Genomic DNA, 20,350 nt, shown 5'->3' on the forward strand with positions numbered 1-20,350 from the left:
GCCGTCGTCCGTCGCGACGTCCAATACCTGCGTCTATAACCTGGGGGCATGGATGTCGACACCCGCTTGCTGCGGTACTTCGCGGCCGTGGCGGAGGAAGGGACCCTGACCAGGGCCGCCGAGCGGCTGTACGTGTCGCAGCCCGCGCTGACCAAGCAGATCCGGCAGCTGGAGGCCGGGCTCGGCGTGGAGCTGTTCACGCGGTCGCGGACCGGGATGACGCTCACCGCGCCGGGGCGGGCGCTGGCCGAGCGGGTGCCCGCACTGCTGGACGGGTGGGAAGGGGCGCTGCGGGAGACGAGGTCCGCGGCGAGCCGGGCGGCGCGCGTGCTGCGGGTCGGGTTCCTCGCCAGCGCCGCCAACGAGGCGACGCAGCCGACCATCGCGGCCTTCGCCCGGCGCCGGCCGGGCTGGCGGGCCGAGATGCGGCAGGCCGCCTGGTCGAACCCGTCCGCCGGACTCGCGGACGCGGACGTCGACGTCGCCCTGGTGCGGCTGCCGTTCCCGGGGCAGGAAGCGCTGCGGGTGGTGGAGCTGTTCAGTGAGCCCCGCTGCGTGGCGCTCCCCGAGTCACACCCCTTGGCCGGACGCGAGACGATCGAGTTCCGCGAACTGTGGGACGAACCCTTCGTGGCGGCCCCGCCGGGGACGGGCCCTGGCGCGAGCACTGGCTGGCCGCCGACGAGCGTGACGGCCACCCGGTGCGCGTCGGCGCGGTCACCGAGCAGCCGGACGACTGGCTCACAGCGATCGCCAGCGGATACGGCATCGCGCTCGCCCCCGAGTCGGCGGCCCGCTTCTACACCCGCCCCGGCGTCGTCTACCGTCCCGTCGGCTCGGTGAGTCCCAGCACGGTCGGGGTCGCCTGGGCCCCCGCCGACGACGGCAACTCCGTAGTCCAGGACTTCGTGCGCTGCTGCCGGGAGACCTGCGGCGTGACGTGAACGTTTCCACACCCTTCCGCCCCTGAACCGACCCTCTCCCTTCGAATACAGTGCTGGACGTCGTACGTACGGACCAAGTCGATGCCGAGGGGAGGTCCGGGTGGGCGCGACAGCCGGTGCCGTCTGGGGGCGTGCCGAGCAGCAGGACTTCCGCAGCCGGGTGCGCGGGACGCTGCTCGGCGTGGCCGTCGGGGACGCGTTCGGCGCGCCCGTCGACGGGCTGGACCTCGACGGGATCCGGGAGGCGCACGGCGCGGAGGGGCTGACCGACCTGGCCCCCGCCTACGGCCGGCGCGGCGCGGTCACCCACCTCACCCAGCTCACCCTGTTCTCCGTGGACGGGCTGATCCGCGCCCAGGTACGGCGGGACACCGGCGCCTGGCATCCGCCGACCGACCTGCACCGGGCCTACCGGCGCTGGGCCGCCACCCAGCGTGACTGGGGGCCCGACCTGCGGCGCAAGGACGACGGCTGGCTGGCCCACGAGGAGTGGCTGTACGTCCGCCGGGACGCCCCCAAGGCGCTGCTGCTCGGGCTCGGGGACGAGACCATGGGCACGCCGGAGGCGCCCAAGAACCCCGGCGAGCGCGGCCCCGAGGCGGCCGCCCGGTCGGCGCCCTTCGGCCTCCTGGTCGGCTGGGAGCCGCAGCTGGTCGCCCAGCTCGCCGTGGAGTGCGCGGCACAGACCCACGGCCACCCCACCGGGAACCTCGCGGCGGGCGCGTACGCCGTGATCGTGCACGGGCTGGCCCGCGGGGAGAGCCTGGACGCCGCCGTGCAGCGCGCGCTCGCCCTGCTCGTCGCCCGGCCGGGGCACCAGGCCGTGACGGAGGCCCTCCAGCACGCGCTGGGCGCGGTACGGCAGGGGCTGCCGACCCCGGCGCGGGTGACCGAGCTGATCGGCGAGGGCACGGCGGAGGGGCTGGTCGCCGCCGCGGTGTACTGCGCCCTCGTCGGCGAGGACGTACGGCACGGGCTGCGGCTCGCCGTCAACCACGGCGGCCCCTCCGGCGCGACCGGCGCCCTCACCGGCGGGCTGCTCGGCGCGCTGCACGGCGAGACGGCCCTGCCCCCGGCCTGGCTGGCCGAGCTGGAGGGCCGGGCGACCCTCCTGGAACTGGCCGACGACTTCGCCATGGAGATGACCCAGGGCCCCGCCCTGCACGGCCCGGCCGGCTCGTCCCCGGGCTGGCTGGCCCGCTACCCGCGCGGCTAGGGTCTGTCCGCAACACGCCGGTGCGGGGGAGGCACGTCATGTCGCGTAAGAGGAAGACCCTCATAGGGCTGGCCGCCGTGGTTGCCGTGGGGGTCCTGGCACCCAACGGGTGGTACATCCTCGCCGCCGTTGTGGGCGTCGCCGTCTTCGTCGCCTATCTGGCCTTCCTGTGGCTGGAGGACACACGCCGGGACCGGGGGCGACGCTAGCGTGGCCCGCATGGGTATCAGCATTCACACCACCGTCCTCCCGCACGACGACCCGGACGCGTCCGTGGCCTTCTACCGCGACGTCCTCGGCTTCGAGGTCCGCCAGGACGTGGGGCAGGGCACGATGCGCTGGATCACCGTCGGGCCGCCCGGCCAGCCGGACATCTCCCTGCTGCTGTCACCGCCCGCCGTCGACCCCGGCATCACCGAGACCGAGCGCCGCACCATCGCCGAGATGATGGCCAAGGGCACCTACGGGTGGATCCTGCTGGCCACCAAGGACCTCGACGGCACCTTCGAGAAGCTGCGCGCCGGGAACGCGGAGATCGTCCAGGAGCCGACCGAGCAGCCGTACGGCATCCGCGACTGCGCCTTCCGCGACCCGGCCGGCAACCAGATCCGCATCCAGGAAGTGCACTGAGGACGACGCCCCCGACCGGTGCCGTGACGGCAGGCACCGGTCGGAGGTGCCGGGCTAGTCGCTCACCCTGCTGCCCGTCTTCGCGTCGCCCACCCCGCCCGCCGGCGCGGGGATCGCGGCCGTCGCGCCGGACACGTCGCCGTCGTCGTCGGTGTTGACGCGCTCGATGATCGCCATCCGCTCCGGGGTGTCCTCCGGCTTCAGGTAGCCGATCACGATGTACAGGACCAGCGAGACCGCCAGCGGGATGGAGACCTGGTACTCCAGCGGCACCCCGCCCTCGACGTTCCAGCTGATCGGGTAGTTGACCAGCCAGAAGGCGAGCAGCCCAAGGCCCCAGCTGGTGAGCGCGGCGGTCGGGCCGGAGCGGCGGAAGGGCCGCAGCAGACCGAGCATCATCGGGATCGCGATCGGGCCCATCAGCCCGGCGACCCACTTGATGACGACCGTGATGATGTCCTTGAACGTCGGCGAGTCGACCTGCGTCGCCACCGCCATCGACAGCCCGAGGAAGATCACTGTCGTCAGCCGGGCCGCCAGCAGCCCCGACCGCTGTCCCCAGCCGCGCGCCCGCTTCGACAGCACCGGCGCCACGTCCCGGGTGAACACGGCCGCGATGGCGTTGGCGTCCGAGGAGCACATCGCCATGGTGTGCGAGAAGAAGCCGACGATGACCAGGCCGAGCAGGCCGTGCGGCAGCAACTGCTCGGTCATCAGGGCGTACGAGTCGGAACCGTCCGGTTTCTGCGACTCCACCAGCAGCGGCGACATCCACATCGGGAAGAACAGCACCAGCGGCCAGACCAGCCACAGCACCGCCGACAGCCGCGCCGACCGGGTGGCCTCGTGGGCGTTGCGGGTGGCCATGTAGCGCTGGGCCTGGTTGAGCATGCCGCCGTTGTACTCGAAGAGCTTGATGAAGAGGAAGGCCAGCAGGAACACCGTTCCGTACGGGCCGACCAGCGGCTTTCCGTGGCCCTGGAGGGCGGGTTCGTCCCAGACGCCGAAGAACCCGCCGTGGTCGCCGAGCTTCATGACGACGGCCACGAACATCGCGATGCCGGCCAGCAGCTGGATGATGAACTGGCCCAGCTCGGTCAGCGCGTCCGCCCACAGGCCGCCGATCGTGCAGTAGATGCCCGTGATGACGCCGGTGATCAGGATGCCCTGGTTGAGGGTGATGCCGGTGAAGACGGACAGCAGGGTGGCGATGGCCGCCCACTTCGCGGCCACGTCCACGATCTTCAGCAGCATGCCGGACCAGGCCAGCGCCTGCTGGGTGGGCAGGTTGTACCTGTTCTTCAGGTACTCCAGCGGCGAGGCCACGTGCAGCCGTGAGCGCAGCCGGTTGATGCGCGGCGCGAACAGCTTGGAGCCGATGGCGATGCCGAGCGCGATGGGGAACGACCACGTCACGAACGAGGTGACGCCGTAGGTGTAGGCGATGCCGGCGTAGCCGGTGAACATCACCGCGCTGTAGCCGGACATGTGGTGCGAGATGCCGGACAGCCACCAGGGCATCTTGCCGCCGGCCGTGAAGAAGTCGCTGACGTCGTCCACGCGTTTGTGCGACCAGACGCCGATCGCCACCATGACGGCGAAGTAGCCGATGAGCACGGACCAGTCGAGACCGTTCATGTGCCCCCTTCCGGGGTCCGCCCTTGTGAACTCCGCTCAGCTGGTTGGCACTTCGCACGAGCGGGGTAGGGGCGGGTAGGGGCGAGGCAGGGCGCGAAGTGCCCGCTCATCGTGGTTGCGTCGACGCGGGCACGACAAGGAAGGGGAGGGTCAAGAGGGAGTAAAAAGGTTCGGCTTACTGACCTCGGTTCATCTACGTGAACACCGCCCCGGGCGTTCCGCTGTTCCCGCGGGCTACCTCAGCTCCTCCGGGCACGGTGTGCCCCGCTTGAGCCCGTACGGCGACGACAGCCGGTACGTGCCCGCCTCGGGGGCGATGAGCGTCGTCCACACGTCGCCCTCGGCGGTCTCCTCCGTCTCCGTCAGACAGCCGTTGACGTTGTCGTACGTCTTCGGCGTGCCCTCCGGGCCGTTCTTGGAGGCCTCCGTCTCCTGCGGCGGCTCGAGCTTCTTGCCCTCGGCGTCGACGAGGCTCAGCCACGGCGAGTACGGCATCCGGATCAGGATGCGGCCGGGCCGCTGCACGTCGATCACCCACTCGTCCTGCTCGGCCCGCTGGACGACCGCGTCGGGCTCCGCCAGCGGCGTCGGGTCGGTCACCTGGAACAGCTGCCAGTTGGCGTCCCCCCAGACCTGCTTCAGGTACGGCAGCCCCCGCTGCAGCAGCTCCCGCTCGCGCTTGCCGCCGTCGCCGTCCGGTTCGCCCTTGGGCAGCACCACGTAGTGCACGGCCCAACGCTTCAGCCACTCGTGGTAGTTCGCCGAGTTGAGCGTGTCGTCGTAGAAGAGCGGGTTGCGCTCCATGTCGGCCTGGCGGGTCCAGCCGCGGGCCAGGTTCACGTACGGCGCGAGCGCCGAGGCCTCCCGGTGGGAGCGCGCGGGTACGGCCTCCACCCGGCCCTTCTCCGCACCGACCTCGTTCAACTCGTTGATGAGCGGCGCCAGCTCCCGCGCCCACGAGGCGGCCGGCGTGGTGTGGATGACGTCGTCGGCCGACTTGAAGCCGATCCAGACCACGAAGCCGACGAGCGAGACCACCAGCGCGTACCACTTGCGCGACTTCGGCACCGTGAACGGCAGCGCCGCCACCAGCGCCACCCCGGCGAAGAGCATCGCCAGGCGCGTGATGTTGGAGCCGATCTGCGAGCTGATCACCCAGACCAGCAGCACGGCCAGGCCGTAGACCGCCGACGTGATCCGCACGGTGGTCCAGGTGCGCGGCACGAACGCGTAGACCAGGCCCGCGTACAGGACCGGCAGGGCCGCCGAACCGAAGGACATCGGCTGCGTGCCGGAGAAGGGGAACAGCCAGGCCGACAGCGCCACGACCGCGGAGGGGGCCAGCCCCAGCGCCCAGGCGCCCGGCCGCCGCTTCTGGAGGAACAGCGCGACCGCCACCAGACCCACGAACAGGCCCGAGACCGGCGAGGCCATCGTGGACAGCGCGGCCAGCGGCGCCGCGCACAGCCCCTTGGCCCAGCGCTCGTAACGCCAGCGGTGCGGCCAGCAGAAGACCACGGCGACCGCGCCGAGACCGAACATCATGCCGAGACCGAACGTCACCCGCCCCGACGCGGCGTTGCCCAGCAGCCCGAACAGGCCCGCAAGCGACGCCCACAGCGGATTGCGCACCACCCGGCTGCGGATCAGGATCATCGTCAGCAGACCCGCCGACAGCGTGCCCGCGATCATCATCGTGGTCCGCACGCCGAGCAGCGACATCAGATACGGCGAGACCACGCTGTACGACACCGGGTGCATGCCGCCGTACCAGGCGAGGTTGTACGCCGAGTCCGGGTGCCGGCCGACGAACTCCGCCCACGCGTCCTGCGCCGCGAGGTCGCCGCCGCTGTTCGCGAACGTGAAGAACCAGACGACGTGGAGGACGCCGGCCAGGACGGTCACGGACAGCACGGGATGGCGCAGCATGCGCTCGCGCACGGCGTGGAACGCGGCGTTCATCGCGGACGGCGCCTGCGGGCGGTCCTCGTGGGGCCCTTCCGCGTCCGTGTGTTCGGGGTCACGGCCGTCGCCCTCCCCGCGCGGCGCGGGTACGCGTGGTCGCGGGCCGGCTCCCGGGCCCGAATCGGCGTCGTCGGCGCGTGTCGGCTCCGCAGTGGCCACCTGAAGGCACTCCCCGTGTCCCGTCTTCTGCTTTGGGCCGTGTCCCGTTCCGGCGACCGGCGACCTGCCCCGTTTCGTGACGCTAGCACGCACGCCCGCACCGTGGCTTCCTCACTTTCGGCGCCCCACGCGAACGCCCCCGCGGCCGGTCGGCCACGGGGGCGCGGAGGGCGTCGGCCGGGCCCAGGTCGGGCCCAGGTCGGGCCCGACGTCAGCCCACGCGGGTGAGCTTGTCCGTGAAGCCGGGCTCGGCGAGGTCGTCCTGCAGGGCGACCGGCACCTTCACCGCGCCGCTGCTGCCGCCGTCGCCGACCGCGAGGGTGCCGACCTTCGTCCCGGCCTTCGCCGTGTGCGGCACCTCGTCCGCCTTGAACGTCAGCTTCACGGTCAGCCCGGCCCAGCCGACCGCCTTGACGTCCTGCGTGGCGACGACCGGCGTACGGCCGCCGAGACCGTCGTCGACGTACCCGACGACGCTGCCCTTCTTCACGATCGTCGACGACTCCAGGGTGTCCTGCGCGGCCCGGATCAGCTTGTCGCTGGAGTCCAGCGCGGCACCGAGGATGGTGTTGTCCGCGCCGCCCGCCGGCTGCCGCACCACGGCACCGACGATGGTCCGGGTCTCGCCGTCGACGTCCTTCTTGGCCGCGAAGACGAGGTTGCCGAGCGCGGAGGTGGTGGTGCCGGTCTTGATGCCGACGACGTCGTTGTGGCCGACCAGGTGGTTCCAGTTGGAGTGGTTGACGCCCTTGTAGTCGTCGTAGGACATCATCGCCGCGACCTCGCGGAACGCGGGCTCCGTCATCGCCGCCTTGGCCAGCTTCACCTGGTCCACGGCGGTGCTCACGGTGGTGTTGTTCAGGCCCGACGGGTCGGTGTACGTGGTGTTGGTCATGCCGAGGTCATTGGCGGCGGCGTTCATCTTCTCCACGAACGCCTTCTCGGACCCCGCGTCCCAGCGGGCGAGCAGCCGCGCCACGTTGTTCGCGGACGCGATCAGAATGCTCTCCAGCGCCTCACGCTGCGAGATCGCGTCGCCCGCGAACACGTTGACCGTCGACTCCTGGCCCGCCTGCGACTGGTCCTCCGCGGCCTGGTCGATCTTGATGTCCGGCCCTTCGGCGCCGCTCTTGAGCGGGTGGTCGCGCAGAATGACGTACGCGGTCATGACCTTGGCCACGCTCGCGATCGGTACGGGCTTCTGGTCGCCGGACGAGCCGAAGGTGCCGATGCCCTGCACGTCGAGCGCGGCCTGTCCGCTGGACGGCCAGGGGATGTCCGGCTTGCCGCCCTCGAACGTGAAGCTGTCCTCGGCCGTGAGGTCCAGGGTGGGCGCGGGCAGCGGGCGCATCGACTGCGCCACCGCGAAGACGATCAGCAGCAGGACGACCAGCGGCGTCCAGATCTTGACCCGGCGCACCGTCGTCCGCAGCGGGGTCTCCGGGGGCGGCGGGGTGTTCGTCAGCTCCGCCAGCAGGTCCAGCGGCGGCTTCGGCGGCAGCGGCTGCTGCGTCGTCCGCTCGGGCCCCACCTGCGGTACGGCGGCGGTGGCGGCGGTCCGGGGGGCCTGCGGCGCCTTGGGGGGCTCGGACGGGGCCTTCGGGGCCTTCGGGGGCTCCGGCGGCCTGCGCGTCGACGGGTCGTCCAGGTGACGCAGCGCCACGAACTTGCTGGTCCGCTCGGCTTCGCCGGGCTCGTCGCTCTTGTCGCCCTCGGCGTCTTTGTCGTCCTTGCCGGACTTCTTGGGTGCGGGGGCGACGTCGCCCAGCTTCAGCATCGTCGTGGGCTGGTCGACGGGGGGCTTGGCGGGGCGCGGCGTCTGGAACACGGCGGTGGGCTGATCGACCGGACGCTCACCGTCCGAGTCCGCCCCGGCGTCCGCGTCCGAGGTGTCCGCGTCCGAGGGGGCCTCGTCGCCCTCCGTGCCCTTCTCGGGCGCCTCAGCGCCCTTCTCGGCATCCTTGGCGCCCTCGGGGCCCTCGGCGGCGTCCTGGGGCTCCAGGCGCGCGTTGGCGGCGGCCCGCTCGTCCGCGGTCGCCACCCAGGCCGCGACGGCGTCCCGCAGACGCCCGTCGCTGGGGGTGGCGTCCCCGGCGTCGTCCTCTTCCTCGGACGTGCCAGATGTATCCGGCTTCTCGGACTTCTCCGGCGTATCCGCTTCCTCGGACGCGTCGGGGGCGTCGGACGCCTCATCCTCGTCGCCCTCGTCGGCGGACTCCGCTTCGTCGGCCGCCTCGGAGCCTTCGGCCTCCTCGTCCGTCTCCGTCTCGCGGACCGACAGCACCCGGGTCGCCGTGTCGACGCCCCCGCGGGGGCGCTCCGAGCCGTCGGACCCCGCGGACGCCGAGGACTTCGCGTCCTCCCGCGACACCGCCAGCCGCGGATCACGTGCCTCGCTCGCCTCGGTCCTGGCCTCGGGAACCGGACCCGCGCTCCCCGACGTCGGTTCTTCCGACGACTCGCGCTGCTTCGACCTGTCGGGGGACTCGCCCGCCACCGATGCCTCCTCCATGCGCCGCACGTGCTGTGCGCGCTGCCGATCCCGTACCGAAACCATTTACCAGTGTCCTGTGTACGGGGGGAACCCACGCGGAAGACGAGAACGACATACCTACTGGTTCCACTACAAACAGGTCACGCACCCTCGACAGACCAATGTGAGAGGGGTCACCCTGTGTCTCATCCACGCGGGGAGGCATGGATGGGCAGGAGCCGCAGAACAATTCCGGAGGAGCTTCTGCTGCTGGCGTTGGACCCGACCACGGGTACCACCGCACAGCCGCAGTCGCTCGACCTCGGTCTGGCCGGAGCGCAGCTGGTCGAGCTGGCGCTGGCCGGACGGATAGCCCCAGACGGGGATCGTATCGCCGTGGTGGCACCACGGCCGACAGGAGATCCAACACTGGACTGCGCGTTGGAGTTGCTGCGAAGGCGTGGCGCTCCCGTACGGGCGGTCAACTGGATTGGCGGGCCCCGCCTGGGGCTGCGCCAGACCTACCTCTCGCATCTGGAGCGATGCGGCATGGTGCATGCCGTGGAGGGCCAGATGTGCGGAGTGCTGCCGACGACTCGCTATCAGGCGACCGACACGGCGATCAGCAGGGAGATCAAGGCCCGCCTCGACTCGGCGATCCGCACCGGTGTTCCGCCGGACCCGCGGACCGCGGCGCTCGCCGCGCTGGCCCACGCGGTCGGTCTCGGCAAGCACCTCTACCCGGGCAACGAAGGACGCTCGTCGCGGTCCCGCCTGCGGGACCTCATCAGGCACGACCCCATGGGCGGCCTGGTGGCGCACGCGGTGATGGACGTTCAGAACGGCGCGGGGGCGCAGCCACGCCGCGCTCCGGCCGCCCCGGCCGGCCGTCAGGCCGCCGGACCGGGTGGCAGGCCCGCTCCGGAACCCGCCCGCGGCGTTCCGGCGCAACCACGCCACGGATCCATGGCGCGTGCGGTGGCCCACTGAGCCGCACCGCACCGCAGTGACGCACACGCAGTACCGCACCGCCGCACCGCCAGTCCCCAAGCCCGGTCACGGGAGCCGCAAGTCCGCGCGGGGCGGCGGGACCGACCGTACGTCCGGCATGCCCGGACGGCGGCACGGCCCGCCGCCCCGCGCGGCCATGTGTACGGGTGGCGTCCCGAACTGGCGTGTACGCGGCGCATATGGACCGTTTGCCAGCGGTAGAAACCACCTTGGTGGCAGTCTGCTCAGCAGCAGATACGCAAAGTGGCAAGTATGAGTCACGCAGCCGGAGGTGCACGTCCCGTGGCGTCGAGTGTCAATCCCACCGTAAGGCGGCGTCGGCTGGGCCAGGAGCTGCGCAGGCTCCGTGAGCTCAAGGGCATGACGGCCGAGGAGGTGGCGGAGCGGCTGCTGGTCTCGCAGTCGAAGATCAGCCGCCTGGAGAACGGCAGGCGCAGCATCAGCCAGCGCGACGTCCGCGACCTGTGCGGGGTCTACGAGGTCGAGGACCAGCGGATCGTCGACTCGCTGATGCAGATGGCCAAGGACTCGCGCCAGCAGGGCTGGTGGCACGCCTTCGGGGACATCCCGTACAGCGTCTACATCGGCCTGGAGACCGACGCGGAGTCGCTGCGGACCTACGAACCGCAGATCATCACCGGGCTGTTGCAGACCCGGGCGTACGCCGAGGCGCTCATCCAGGGCGCCCTGCCGGAGACGTCGGTCGCCGACATCGAGAAACGGGTGCAGGTCCGCATACGGCGCCAGGAGCGCATCTCCGCCCAGAACAACCCGCTGCGGCTGTGGGTGGTGCTCGACGAGGCCAGCCTGCGCCGCGTGGTGGGCGGCAAGCAGGTGATGCGGGAGCAGTTGGAGCACGTCGCCGAGATGTCGCAGCTGCCGCACATCACCGTGCAGGTGCTGCCGTTCGACGTCGGGGCGCACCCCGGCATCAACGGGCAGTACTCGATCCTGGAGTTCGCCGACGCGGCCGACTCCAGCGTGGTCTACATCGAGGGCGTGACCAGCGACCTGTACCTGGAGAAGGCGCTGGATGTGCAGAAGTACACGGTGATGTACGAGCATCTGCGGGCGCAGGCGCTCAACGTGGAGCAGTCGCGCCAGCGCATCGAGGACGTGGCGAAGGAGTACGCGCGCTGAGAAGGGGCGGATGTTACACCCCTGACTGGCGGTACTGGAAGACTCACTTGGAATATGCCATCCGGTCGGGTGAATGGCTGCTCCGTACGGGGAGGTCAGCGAGTAGCGTCGATCACGCCAAAGATCACACGTCATTGGCGTAAACCGCACTCAGCAACTCGCCATCGGAGCAGACATGGCAATTCGTCAGGGCGCCCAGGAATCGTGGACCAAGTCCTCCTACTCCGGAGGGAACGGCGCGTGCGTCGAGGTCCGGTCACCCGTCGTGGCGGCGCTCGCCGTCCGTGACTCCAAGGTCCAGGAGGGCCCGGTCCTCGCCTTCCCCGCCGACGCGTGGAACGCGTTCGTGGGGTCGGTCAAGGAGTAACACCCCGAGGAACAACTCCACGCACCGCCCGGCAGTACCGACGGCGGAGCCCTCTCGACCAGTTCGCCGACCTTGCCGAGAGGGCTCTGTCTCACCTCACCTCACCTCACCGGGAAGGCGATGTCGCACACCGGGTCCTCGGGGCCCGCCGCCTCCCAGTCGGCGAAGTACACCTCGCGGCACGGTCCGGCCGCCGTCAGTCCCTGATCGGCGATCCATGCCTCCACCGCCTCGAACGCGGTCAGGATCTGCGGATGCGCCACCTGCGCCTTGGTGATCCGGGTGTAGGCCAGCCGCCCGGCCGGCTCCACCCGCACCCGCGTCTGCCAGGCCCGTCCGCGCTCCTCGCACCACGCCCGGGCCGCCGCCTCGTCGGCCACCGGCACGCACGACTCCGCCGGGCCGTCGCTCTCCATCGACACCTCGGCGTGGTAGACGACGTACGGCGCCGCCGTCACCCCTCCGCAACCGCGGGCCGCCTCCTCCAGTCGCCCCAGCGAGGCGCCGATCCACGCCGGCAGTTCCGCCGCCAGCGTGTGCCGGGTCTCGCTGATCACCACCTGCTCGGGCACGTCCACCGTCTCGACCTCGAACCTCGCGTACACCTCGGAGCTCCTCCCCGACAGTCGTCCACGGAGGTGTTCGGTGAGCGTGCGCTGCCCGGCCATCCGGGCCTCCACTCCCGCCCAGTAGGCGTCGAGCAGGGCGGCGGCCCGGGGCCCGTCCGCCTGGACCACCTCCGCGACCTGCGCGAGCGGCATGTCCAGCTGGCGCAGCAGCGCCACCAGCCGGGCGCGTTCCGCCTGGCCGGCGCGGTAGTAGCGGTAGCCGGTGGCCTCGTCCACCCGGGCGGGCACGAGCAGGCCCATCCGGTCGTACAGCCTGAGGGCCTTGGCCGACAGCCGGGCCCTCGCGGCGAACGCCCCGATGGTCAGCAACCCGTCGTCGCGCGCGTCGTCCACGTCGTCATCCTCCGTCACCGGACGGCTTCTCCGCCCGGCGAGGAGGACGCTCGGGCCTGACCCAGGGGGAAGGTCAACGTGGCCCCGCCCGGTCCTCTCCCGCTCAGCCCGCCAGTCGGGCCTCCACCGCCGCCACGACCTCGGCCGCCTCCGGCTCGGTCTGCGGCGCGAACCGGGCGGCGACCTTGCCGTCCCGCCCGATCAGGAACTTCTCGAAGTTCCAGCGGATGTCCCCGCTGTGCCCCTCGGCGTCGGCGAAGCCGGTCAGCCGGTCGTACAGCGGGTGCCGGCCCTCCCCGTTGACCTCCACCTTCTCGGTCATCGGGAAGGTGACGCCGTACGTCGCCGAGCAGAACTCGGCGATCTCGTCGGAGCCGCCGGGCTCCTGGCCCATGAACTGGTTGCAGGGCACGCCCAGCACGGTGAAGCCCTGCTCCGCGTACCGCTCGTGCAGCCGCTCCAGGCCGGCGTACTGCGGGGTGAGCCCGCACTTGGAGGCCACGTTGACCACCAGTACGACCCGGCCGGCGTACTGGGAGAGGTCGGCGGACCCGCCCTGGAGGGCGTCGATCCCGACGTCGAGGGGGAGGCTTTCGCTGCTGCGCGCGTTCTCTGAGGTCGTCATCCCCGGATGCTAGCCCCGCGCTCTGACAGGTCCCTCGGCCGCCTCCCCGCCCCGGCCTCGACAGCCGCCCTCCTGGCCCCGGCCTCGGCGGACGCTCTCCGGGCGGCGAGCCCGGCCGGTGCTTCGGCGGGGGCTCTTCCGGTGGCGGCTTCGGTGGTGGTCTTGGCGGGGGCTCCCCCTGCCGGCGCTTCGGTGTGGCTCAGCCGCCGGTCGCTTCGGTGGGCGCCTCCCCGGCGGTCGCTTCGAGGGGCGCCTCCCCGGCCGCCGCCTCGACGATCACCTCCCCGGCCGCCGTCCGTGAGTACAGCACCGAGCGGCCCGCCCGGCGGCGCTCCACCAGGCCGGCGTTCAGCAGTACCCGCAGGTGCCGGCCGACCGAGCCGAGGGCCTGCCCGGTCACTCCCACCAGCTGGCTGGTGCTCATCGGGGAGCCCAGCAGGACCAGCACACCCGCGCGGGTCGGACCGAGCAGGGCGCCGAGCGCCGCGGGCACGGGCCGCGCACCGTCGTCCGCGAGGGCACCGGCGCACGGGTAGACCACCGCGTACCGCTCCGGTTCCTCCCACGCCACCCAGCCCTGCCGCTGCGGGGTGATGGGCACGAGGACCAGCTCGGCCCCGGACAGGTCGCGCGGCGGGTACGGGTTCAGGTTGATCTGCAGGCGGCTGTCGCCGAGCCAGCGGGTGCCGGGCCGCAGCGCGTCGAGCACCGCCGCCCAGCCGCCGCGGCTGACCCGCGCGGTCCGCGCGACGACATCCGCCTCCAGGACGCGACGGCGCCGCTCCCAGTCGGGCCGTACGGCCTCGGTCCAGACGTGCTCCAGCAGCGCGGCCGCGCGCTCGGGCAGGTCGCCCCGGTCCAGGGCGGCGGGGAGCGCGCCCCCGAGGGACACGGCCAGGTCGGCGCGGGCCTGGTCGGGGCGGGTCGCCCGGACGCGCTCGACGCCCTCCTCGAAGGTCTCGCCCTCGCGCGGGGTGGGCGTGAGGAAGTCGGCGATCCACTCCCGGCCGAGACCGGAACGGACCAGCAGCGCCGTCACGGGATCGTCCGCGAGCCGGCGCCGGTACGCGGGCAGCCGGGCGTCGAGCCAGGCCCGTTCGCCCGGGTGCGCGGCCACCCCGGCGTGCAGCAGCTTCAGGCACGCGAAGGTCTCGGCCAAGGGCGAGACGACGAACCGGCTGCGCGCCAGGGTGTCGGCGTTGATCTGCCACCAGCCCATACGGCCCCTCCCCCCCCGCCGACGTTTCGCACGGACGCGAAAGAATAACGGCCGGTCCCCGCGGCGCCCCAGACTCCCCGCATGCCAGACACCCGCCGCACGAGCTACGCGGACCTCTTCCGCACCCCGGAGTTCAGCCCCCTCTTCCTCTCCTCCTCGGCCAACATCGCCGCCCAGACGGTGAGCGGACTGGCGCTCGGCACCCTGGTGTTCCGCGCGACGGGGTCGCCGCTGCTGTCCGCGGTGAGCATGTTCGGCCCGGCGCTGGCCCAGGTGCTGGGCGCCACCCTCTTCCTCTCCGGCGCCGACCGGCTCGCCCCGCGCACCACGCTGGCGGCGCTGTCACTCGCCTTCGCCGCCGCCACCGCCGCCCTCGCGCTGCCCGGCCTGCCCATCTGGGCGATGCTCGCCATCGTCCTCGTCGAGGGACTGATCGCCTCCCTCGGCGGCGGCGTCCGCTGGGGACTGCTGACCGAGATCCTCGCCAAGGACGGCTACCTGACGGGGCGTTCGCTCTTCAACATGATGAGCGGCGTCATGCAGATCGCCGGATACGCGGCCGGCGGCGTCCTGGTGACCCTGCTGTCACCGCGCCTGTGCCTGCTGCTCGCGGCCGGTCTGTACGCCACTGCGGCGGCCCTCGCAATGCGGCTGACCCGCCGTCCGCCGCGCGCCACCGGCCGCCCCTCCGTGCGCGCCACCTGGCGCGCCAACGCCCTGCTCTGGTCCGCCCGTCCGCGCCGCCACGTGCTCCTTGCCCTGTGGATCCCCAACGGCCTCGTCGTCGGCTGCGAGTCGCTGTACGTCTCCTACGACCCCCGCGCGGCCGGCACGCTGTTCGCCTGCGCCGCGCTGGGCATGCTCGCGGGGGACGTGACGGTCGGCCGTCTGCTCCCGGCCCGGCTGCGTCCGCGGTTCGGCATCCCGCTGCTGGTGCTGCTGGCCGCGCCGTACCTGGTCCTGTTCCTGCGCCCGCCGCTGCCGCTGACGGCCGTACTGGTCGCGCTGGCCTCCGTGGGCTTCGGCGCGAGCCTGGTGCAGCAGGAGCGCCTGGTCGCCCTGACCCCCGACCAACTCTCCGGGCACGTACTCGGACTGCACTCCGCCGGGATGCTCACCCTGCAGGGCGTCTCCGCCACCCTGGCCGGCACGGTCGCCCAGTTCACCTCGCCGGCGACGGCGATGACCGTGATGGCGGCGGGCTCCCTCGCGGTGACCCTCGCGCTGACGGTCGCGAGCCGGCGCGACGCGGCCGACGGGGGACTGCTGCCGAGGCTGGTCCGGGCGGCGTGAGGAACCGTGCCCGGCGTGCCACTCGGCCTCGATTGGGTTAAGGACCGCCGGGACACTCCTGCGCGGCCGGACCCTTGCATAGTCTAAAGACCGGGTAGGGGCGCCTGAGGACAGGGAGAGGGCGGCTCTCGAGCGCCGTGCCACCGGAGTAGCCATGATCGTGAAGATGTCGCCGTCCGCTTCCGCGGCGCTGGCCTGGATGCCCGTCGCGGCCATGGCCGTCGTCGCCGTCGTGGACGTCACCGCCGGGCCCGGGGTGGGGTTCCTGCCGCTGGTGTCGCTGGGACCGGCGTTCGCGGGGCTGGTCGGCGGCTGGCGGCGTACGGCGGTGATCGGGCTGGTCGCCCTGCTGCTGTGCCTGGGTCTCGGCCTCTACAACGGGCTCTTCGACCGCCCCCGCGGCTACACCGCCATGGCGTCCGTCGCCGGCGTGACCGGCGTCGGCGTCGCGGCGGCCGTGATGCGCTCGCGCCGGGAGGCGGAGCTGGCCAGCGTCCGCTCGATCGCGGAGGTGGCCCAACGGGTCCTGCTGCGCCCCGTACCGCTGACCGCGGGCCCGCTGCAGGCGGCCGTCTCGTACACCTCGGCGCTCGCCGAGGCACGGATCGGCGGCGACCTGTACGAGGTGGTCGCCTCGCCGCACGGCGTCCGGGTGATCGTCGGCGACGTGCAGGGCAAGGGCCTGGACGCGGTGGAGACCGCGGCCCGCGTCCTCGGCGCCTTCCGGGAGGCGGCGTACGACGAGAAGGACCTGGTCAAGCTCGGCGAACGGCTGGAACGCAGCGTCGCCCGCGAGCTGGAGGACGAGAAGTTCGTGACCGCGATCCTCGCCGAGATCGGCGACGACCACCGGGTCGTCCTCCTCAACTACGGCCACCCGGCGCCGATGCTCGTCCGCGGCGACGGCACCGCCGACTTCCCCCAGCCGCCCGCCTACGCCCTGCCGCTGGGCCTGGCCGCACACGGCGGCCCCGGCCCGGACCCCTTCCCGGTGCCCTTCGGACCCGGCGACCAACTGCTCCTCTACACCGACGGCGTCACGGAGGCCCGGGACGACCGGGGCGGCTTCTACCCGCTCGCCGAGCGCGCCCGCCTCCTGGACGACCCCGACGTCCACCGCGCCCTGGACGCCCTGCGCGAGGACCTCGTGCGGCACGCTGCGGGGCCGCACCACGACGACGCGGCGATGCTGCTGCTGCGGTACCAGGGCCACGAGGGCTCCGGATGCGCCGCCGACGGGCCGGGCGCAGACTGACCGGGTGAGCGGAACGCACACGGAGCGGGACCCGGACGCGCTCGGTGCCGGTCGCGCCACCTCCCAGTCGCTGGCCCTGGCCGCGATGATGTTCGCGGTGGCGATGACCTTCATCGACCAGACCATCGTGTCGATCGCGGCCCCCGACATCGTCTCCGAACTCGGCCTCTCCTCCACCGGCATGCAGTGGGTCATCAACGCCTACCTGCTCTCGCTGGCCGCGTTCTTCGCCCTCGGCGGCCGCCTGGCCGACCTGTGGGGGCCGCGCCGCGTCGTCGTGGCGGGCACCCTGATCTTCGTCGTCTCCTCGGTGCTGTGCGGCTGCGTGCCCTCCGGCGACTACGCGCTCACCTGGCTCATCGTCTTCCGGGCCACCCAGGGCCTGGGCGCCGCGCTGCTCTTCCCGGCCGCGCTCGCCGTGGTCGTCGCGGTGTTCCCGGTGGAGCGCCGGGGACGCGCGCTCGCCCTCTTCTTCGGCATCACCGGCGCCCTCACCGCCGTGGGACCGCTGCTCGGCGGCTGGCTCACGGCCTGGACCTGGCGGGCGATCTTCTGGGTCAACGTCCCCGTCGCGATCATCGCGCTGGTCCTGACGGTGCTCGCCCACATCCCCGACCGCCGGCGCGCGGAGACCCTGGACGTGAAGGGCGCCCTGCTGATCGTCGCCGGCATGGGCCTGAGCGTGCTCGGCTTCCAGCAGGCGGCGGCGTGGGGCTGGGACTCCGTGGCGACCTGGGCCTGCATCGTGGGCGGCCTGGCGATCCTGTACGTCTTCTGCCGCTACGAACTCCGCACCCCCGGCCACCCCCTGGTCAACCTCGCCGTCTTCCGCGACCGCGCCTTCACCGTGGACGCGCTGGTGCTCTTCTTCGCGATGCTGGCGTTCGTCCCGGTGTTCTTCTTCGCCTCGGTCTACGCCCAGGTCTCGCTGAGCGCCTCGCCCAACCAGGCCGCGCTGTACCTGCTGTACTTCTTCGCCGGGTTCGCCATCGCCTCCCAGTGGGGCGGCCGCATCCTCGACAAGCGGGGGGCGCGTCCGGCGCTGCGGATCGGGTGCGCGCTCGGCGCCGTCGGCTTCGCGCTGTGGGCGGGGAAACTGACGGACCTGTCGATGCACGACCAGTGGCCCTACGTCGCCCTGGCCGGCGCGGGTATCGGCTTCATCCTGGCCCCCGCCTCGACGGACGCCGTCAACCGCGCGATCGACGCCTCGTACGGCGAGGTCACCGGCATCACCCAGACCGTCCGCAACTACGCGGCCAGCGTCGGCCTGGCCGTCTTCGGCACCATGCTGACGCACGCCATGACCGACAACGTCGAGCAGACCCTGCGGGAGCGCGGCGTGGCGCCGGACACCGAGCGCTCCGTGGCCCGGGACGTCACGGAGACGGTCACGGGCAACGCGGACGCCCGCGTACCCACCGGCGACGGCCCGGCCGCCACGGCCATGCGGGACGCGATGTCCGCGGTGCGCCTCGACTTCGCCGAGGCCAACCAGTGGGTCTTCTACGGCATGGCCGTCGTCCTCGCCGTCGGGTACTTCTGCGCCCTGCGGCATCCCGGCGGCCGGGCCCCGGAAGTCAACCCGTCGGAGAAGGCGGGCGTTGAGCCGGGCCGCCGTCCCGCTCGGGGTGGTGGTTGACCGCCCTCGGGGCTAACTTCCCGGAGGACGCGCGGCGTTGAGCCGCGCCGCACGGCGCGTCAGGTGGTCGCGCTCGGCGAGGTTGTCGGCCTTGAGGGCCGCCTCGGCGTACAGCCGGGCCGCCTTCGCCGGGTCACCGTCCCGCTCGTGCAGGTACGCCGCCGCCGCGGTGTACCGGGGCAGCGAGGAGTCCACCGCCGCGAGCGCCGCCAGACCCGCCCGCGGCCCGTCGGCCTCACCGACGGCCACCGCGCGGTTGAGCCGGACCACGGGGCTGTCGGTCAGGCGGGCCAGCTCGTCGTACCACTCCACGATCTGCACCCAGTCCGTCTCCTCGGCGGTGGGCGCGTCGGCGTGCAGGGCGGCGACGGCCGCCTGGGCCTGGAACTCGCCCAGCCGGTCGCGGGCCAGCGCCCCCTGGAGGATCTCCACGCCCTCGGCGATCGACGCGGTGTCCCAGCGGCCGCGGTCCTGCTCGGCGAGCGGCACCAGGCTGCCGTCGGACGCGGTCCGCGCGGCGCGGCGCGCGTGGTGGAGCAGCATCAGCGCCAGCAGCCCCGCCACCTCGGGATGGTCGACGGCGGCCGCGAGCTGCCGGGTGAGCCGGATGGCCTCGGCGGCGAGGTCGACGTCGCCCGAGTAGCCCTCGTTGAACACCAGGTAGAGCACCCGCAGTACGGTCGCCACGTCGCCGGGCCGGTCGAACCGCACACCGGAGACGGTGCGTTTGGCGCGGCTGATGCGCTGCGCCATGGTCGCCTCCGGCACCAGGTAGGCGCGGGCGATCTGACGGGTGGTGAGCCCGCCGACGGCGCGCAGGGTGAGCGCGACCGCCGACGACGGCGTCAACGAGGGGTGGGCGCACAGGAAGTAGAGCTGGAGCGTGTCGTCCACCGAGGATGCCGGGCCGGGCCCCGGCTCCTCGTCTATCCGGTCCTCGCGCCGGCGGCGGGCCGTGTCCGACCGGGTCGCGTCGAGGAACCGCCGCCAGGCCACGGCGACCAGCCAGCCCTTCGGGTCCCGCGGCGGGTCGTCCGGCCAGGCCCGGACCGCCTCCATCAGGGCGTCCTGGACCGCGTCCTCGGCCGCCGCGAAGTCCGCTCCGCGGCGGACGAGGATGCCGAGCACGCCCGGCGTGAGGCTCCTCAGCAGGACCTCGTCCATCTCCCGGGTCACTCCGTGACGGTGGGCGGCTCGGCCAGGAACGGGCGCAGCTCCAGCCACTCGTGGATCGGCTTCCCGCCCGCGCCGGGGGCGGCCGACAGCTCACCGGCCAGCTCGACGGCGCGGTCGTAGGTGTCGACGTCGATGATCATCCAGCCGGCGATCAGGTCCTTGGTCTCGGCGAACGGGCCGTCCGTGACCGGAGGGCGCCCCTCACCGTCGTACCGGACGAAGGTGCCCTCGGGGGCGAGCGCCTGGCCGTCGACGAACTCGCCGGTCTTCTCCAGGCGGTCCGCGAAGTCCCGCATGTACTGCACGTGTGCCGAGATCTCCTGGGGCGTCCACTGGTCCATCGGCACGTCGTTCACGGCGGCCGGGGCGCCTCGGTAGTGCTTGAGCAGCAGGTACTTGGCCATGGTGCGTCTCCTCGGTGCTGGTGCGGTCCATTGTGGCCGCGTTCACCCCAGGGACGGAGCGGGACCCGGGTTCTCGACATCGCCGTACGGAATTCTTCGGGGAATTTTCCGGGGCTCCGGCTAGCGCTCTGACCTGCGGACTCGTACGCGTGGCGCCGGTTGGCGTCGCGTGGCGCCATCTGGTGCCATGTACTCCCTTGCGTGTGGCGCCAAAGTGGTGCCATGATGACG

General features: G+C 72.5%; 17 protein-coding genes and 1 pseudogene. 10 read left to right on the forward strand and 8 right to left on the reverse strand.

Annotation, left to right across the window (positions count from 1 at the left end):
* Window positions 1–48: 48 nt before the first annotated feature.
* From ACFC1X_RS25215 to ACFC1X_RS25230, 4 genes and pseudogenes are all read left to right on the forward strand, one after another.
* Window positions 49–944: pseudogene (locus ACFC1X_RS25215) on the forward strand (LysR family transcriptional regulator).
* A gap of 100 nt (window positions 945–1,044) precedes the next feature.
* On the forward strand, window positions 1,045–2,160 hold the full coding sequence (locus tag ACFC1X_RS25220) for an ADP-ribosylglycohydrolase family protein (RefSeq protein WP_376357198.1): 1,116 nt from the start codon (window positions 1,045–1,047) through the stop codon (window positions 2,158–2,160).
* 38 nt (window positions 2,161–2,198) lie between these two features.
* The gene (locus tag ACFC1X_RS25225; RefSeq protein WP_376357200.1) at window positions 2,199–2,369 is read left to right on the forward strand and encodes a hypothetical protein; all 171 of its coding nucleotides are present in this window, start codon (window positions 2,199–2,201) and stop codon (window positions 2,367–2,369) included.
* 10 nt (window positions 2,370–2,379) lie between these two features.
* Window positions 2,380–2,790 (forward strand): VOC family protein, encoded by a 411-nt coding sequence (locus ACFC1X_RS25230; protein ID WP_376357202.1) that lies wholly within the window; start codon window positions 2,380–2,382, stop codon window positions 2,788–2,790.
* Window positions 2,791–2,844: 54 nt separating this feature from the next.
* Here ACFC1X_RS25230 and ACFC1X_RS25235 read toward each other — a convergent pair whose 3' ends face one another.
* From ACFC1X_RS25235 to ACFC1X_RS25245, 3 genes are all read right to left on the reverse strand, one after another.
* Complete coding sequence (locus ACFC1X_RS25235) at window positions 2,845–4,428, reverse strand: sodium:solute symporter family protein (RefSeq protein ID WP_376357204.1); 1,584 nt, start codon at window positions 4,426–4,428, stop codon at window positions 2,845–2,847.
* Window positions 4,429–4,662: 234 nt separating this feature from the next.
* On the reverse strand, window positions 4,663–6,552 hold the full coding sequence (locus ACFC1X_RS25240; protein WP_376357206.1) for an MFS transporter: 1,890 nt from the start codon (window positions 6,550–6,552) through the stop codon (window positions 4,663–4,665).
* A 211-nt stretch (window positions 6,553–6,763) separates the two neighbouring features.
* A complete protein-coding gene (locus tag ACFC1X_RS25245) occupies window positions 6,764–9,109 on the reverse strand; it encodes a D-alanyl-D-alanine carboxypeptidase (protein WP_376357208.1) in 2,346 nt (781 codons plus the stop codon).
* Between the two features lie 144 nt (window positions 9,110–9,253).
* On the opposite strand from ACFC1X_RS25245, the gene ACFC1X_RS25250 reads away from it, so the two are divergent.
* The 3 genes from ACFC1X_RS25250 (at window position 9,254) to ACFC1X_RS25260 (ending at window position 11,543) form a co-directional block, all read left to right on the forward strand.
* Complete coding sequence (locus ACFC1X_RS25250; RefSeq protein ID WP_307013081.1) at window positions 9,254–10,015, forward strand: GPP34 family phosphoprotein; 762 nt, start codon at window positions 9,254–9,256, stop codon at window positions 10,013–10,015.
* Window positions 10,016–10,318: 303 nt separating this feature from the next.
* On the forward strand, window positions 10,319–11,176 hold the full coding sequence (locus tag ACFC1X_RS25255; protein WP_376357210.1) for a helix-turn-helix domain-containing protein: 858 nt from the start codon (window positions 10,319–10,321) through the stop codon (window positions 11,174–11,176).
* Window positions 11,177–11,351: 175 nt separating this feature from the next.
* Window positions 11,352–11,543: a DUF397 domain-containing protein gene (locus ACFC1X_RS25260; RefSeq protein WP_125492736.1), complete on the forward strand. Its 192-nt coding sequence runs from the start codon at window positions 11,352–11,354 to the stop codon at window positions 11,541–11,543.
* 101 nt (window positions 11,544–11,644) lie between these two features.
* On the opposite strand, the gene ACFC1X_RS25265 is transcribed toward ACFC1X_RS25260, so the two are convergent.
* The 3 genes from ACFC1X_RS25265 to ACFC1X_RS25275 form a co-directional block, all read right to left on the reverse strand.
* Window positions 11,645–12,523: a MerR family transcriptional regulator gene (locus ACFC1X_RS25265; RefSeq protein ID WP_376357213.1), complete on the reverse strand. Its 879-nt coding sequence runs from the start codon at window positions 12,521–12,523 to the stop codon at window positions 11,645–11,647.
* An 85-nt stretch (window positions 12,524–12,608) separates the two neighbouring features.
* Window positions 12,609–13,130: a glutathione peroxidase gene (locus ACFC1X_RS25270; RefSeq protein WP_352156044.1), complete on the reverse strand. Its 522-nt coding sequence runs from the start codon at window positions 13,128–13,130 to the stop codon at window positions 12,609–12,611.
* Window positions 13,131–13,329: 199 nt separating this feature from the next.
* Entirely contained in the window at window positions 13,330–14,349 is a 1,020-nt protein-coding gene (locus ACFC1X_RS25275; protein WP_376357215.1) for an ArsR family transcriptional regulator, read from the reverse strand.
* Window positions 14,350–14,430: 81 nt separating this feature from the next.
* On the opposite strand from ACFC1X_RS25275, the gene ACFC1X_RS25280 reads away from it, so the two are divergent.
* From ACFC1X_RS25280 to ACFC1X_RS25290, 3 genes are all read left to right on the forward strand, one after another.
* Window positions 14,431–15,642: an MFS transporter gene (locus ACFC1X_RS25280; protein WP_376357217.1), complete on the forward strand. Its 1,212-nt coding sequence runs from the start codon at window positions 14,431–14,433 to the stop codon at window positions 15,640–15,642.
* Window positions 15,643–15,796: 154 nt separating this feature from the next.
* Entirely contained in the window at window positions 15,797–16,897 is a 1,101-nt protein-coding gene (locus ACFC1X_RS25285; RefSeq protein WP_376357219.1) for a PP2C family protein-serine/threonine phosphatase, read from the forward strand.
* An 85-nt stretch (window positions 16,898–16,982) separates the two neighbouring features.
* Window positions 16,983–18,539 (forward strand): MFS transporter, encoded by a 1,557-nt coding sequence (locus ACFC1X_RS25290; protein WP_376357324.1) that lies wholly within the window; start codon window positions 16,983–16,985, stop codon window positions 18,537–18,539.
* 12 nt (window positions 18,540–18,551) lie between these two features.
* On the opposite strand, the gene ACFC1X_RS25295 is transcribed toward ACFC1X_RS25290, so the two are convergent.
* Window positions 18,552–19,703, reverse strand: coding sequence for an RNA polymerase sigma factor (locus tag ACFC1X_RS25295; protein WP_376357326.1), 1,152 nt, complete (start codon window positions 19,701–19,703; stop codon window positions 18,552–18,554).
* A gap of 8 nt (window positions 19,704–19,711) precedes the next feature.
* Window positions 19,712–20,119 (reverse strand): YciI family protein, encoded by a 408-nt coding sequence (locus ACFC1X_RS25300; protein WP_376357220.1) that lies wholly within the window; start codon window positions 20,117–20,119, stop codon window positions 19,712–19,714.
* Window positions 20,120–20,350 lie beyond the last annotated feature (231 nt).

The organism is Streptomyces sp. NPDC056128 (genome assembly GCF_042263835.1).
Lineage (GTDB): Bacteria > Actinomycetota > Actinomycetes > Streptomycetales > Streptomycetaceae > Streptomyces.

What these genes read in the sequence shown, in the direction of transcription:
- ACFC1X_RS25225 (WP_376357200.1), top strand. Translation starts at nt 2,199, where the DNA reads ATGTCGCGTAAGAGGAAGACCCTCATAGGGCTGGCCGCCGTGGTTGCC.
- ACFC1X_RS25230 (WP_376357202.1), top strand. Translation starts at nt 2,380, where the DNA reads ATGGGTATCAGCATTCACACCACCGTCCTCCCGCACGACGACCCGGAC.
- ACFC1X_RS25235 (WP_376357204.1), bottom strand. Translation starts at nt 4,428, where the DNA reads ATGAACGGTCTCGACTGGTCCGTGCTCATCGGCTACTTCGCCGTCATG.
- ACFC1X_RS25245 (WP_376357208.1), bottom strand. Translation starts at nt 9,109, where the DNA reads ATGGTTTCGGTACGGGATCGGCAGCGCGCACAGCACGTGCGGCGCATG.
- ACFC1X_RS25250 (WP_307013081.1), top strand. Translation starts at nt 9,254, where the DNA reads ATGGGCAGGAGCCGCAGAACAATTCCGGAGGAGCTTCTGCTGCTGGCG.
- ACFC1X_RS25260 (WP_125492736.1), top strand. Translation starts at nt 11,352, where the DNA reads ATGGCAATTCGTCAGGGCGCCCAGGAATCGTGGACCAAGTCCTCCTAC.
- ACFC1X_RS25270 (WP_352156044.1), bottom strand. Translation starts at nt 13,130, where the DNA reads ATGACGACCTCAGAGAACGCGCGCAGCAGCGAAAGCCTCCCCCTCGAC.
- ACFC1X_RS25275 (WP_376357215.1), bottom strand. Translation starts at nt 14,349, where the DNA reads ATGGGCTGGTGGCAGATCAACGCCGACACCCTGGCGCGCAGCCGGTTC.
- ACFC1X_RS25280 (WP_376357217.1), top strand. Translation starts at nt 14,431, where the DNA reads ATGCCAGACACCCGCCGCACGAGCTACGCGGACCTCTTCCGCACCCCG.
- ACFC1X_RS25285 (WP_376357219.1), top strand. Translation starts at nt 15,797, where the DNA reads ATGATCGTGAAGATGTCGCCGTCCGCTTCCGCGGCGCTGGCCTGGATG.
- ACFC1X_RS25290 (WP_376357324.1), top strand. Translation starts at nt 16,983, where the DNA reads ATGATGTTCGCGGTGGCGATGACCTTCATCGACCAGACCATCGTGTCG.
- ACFC1X_RS25295 (WP_376357326.1), bottom strand. Translation starts at nt 19,703, where the DNA reads ATGGACGAGGTCCTGCTGAGGAGCCTCACGCCGGGCGTGCTCGGCATC.
- ACFC1X_RS25300 (WP_376357220.1), bottom strand. Translation starts at nt 20,119, where the DNA reads ATGGCCAAGTACCTGCTGCTCAAGCACTACCGAGGCGCCCCGGCCGCC.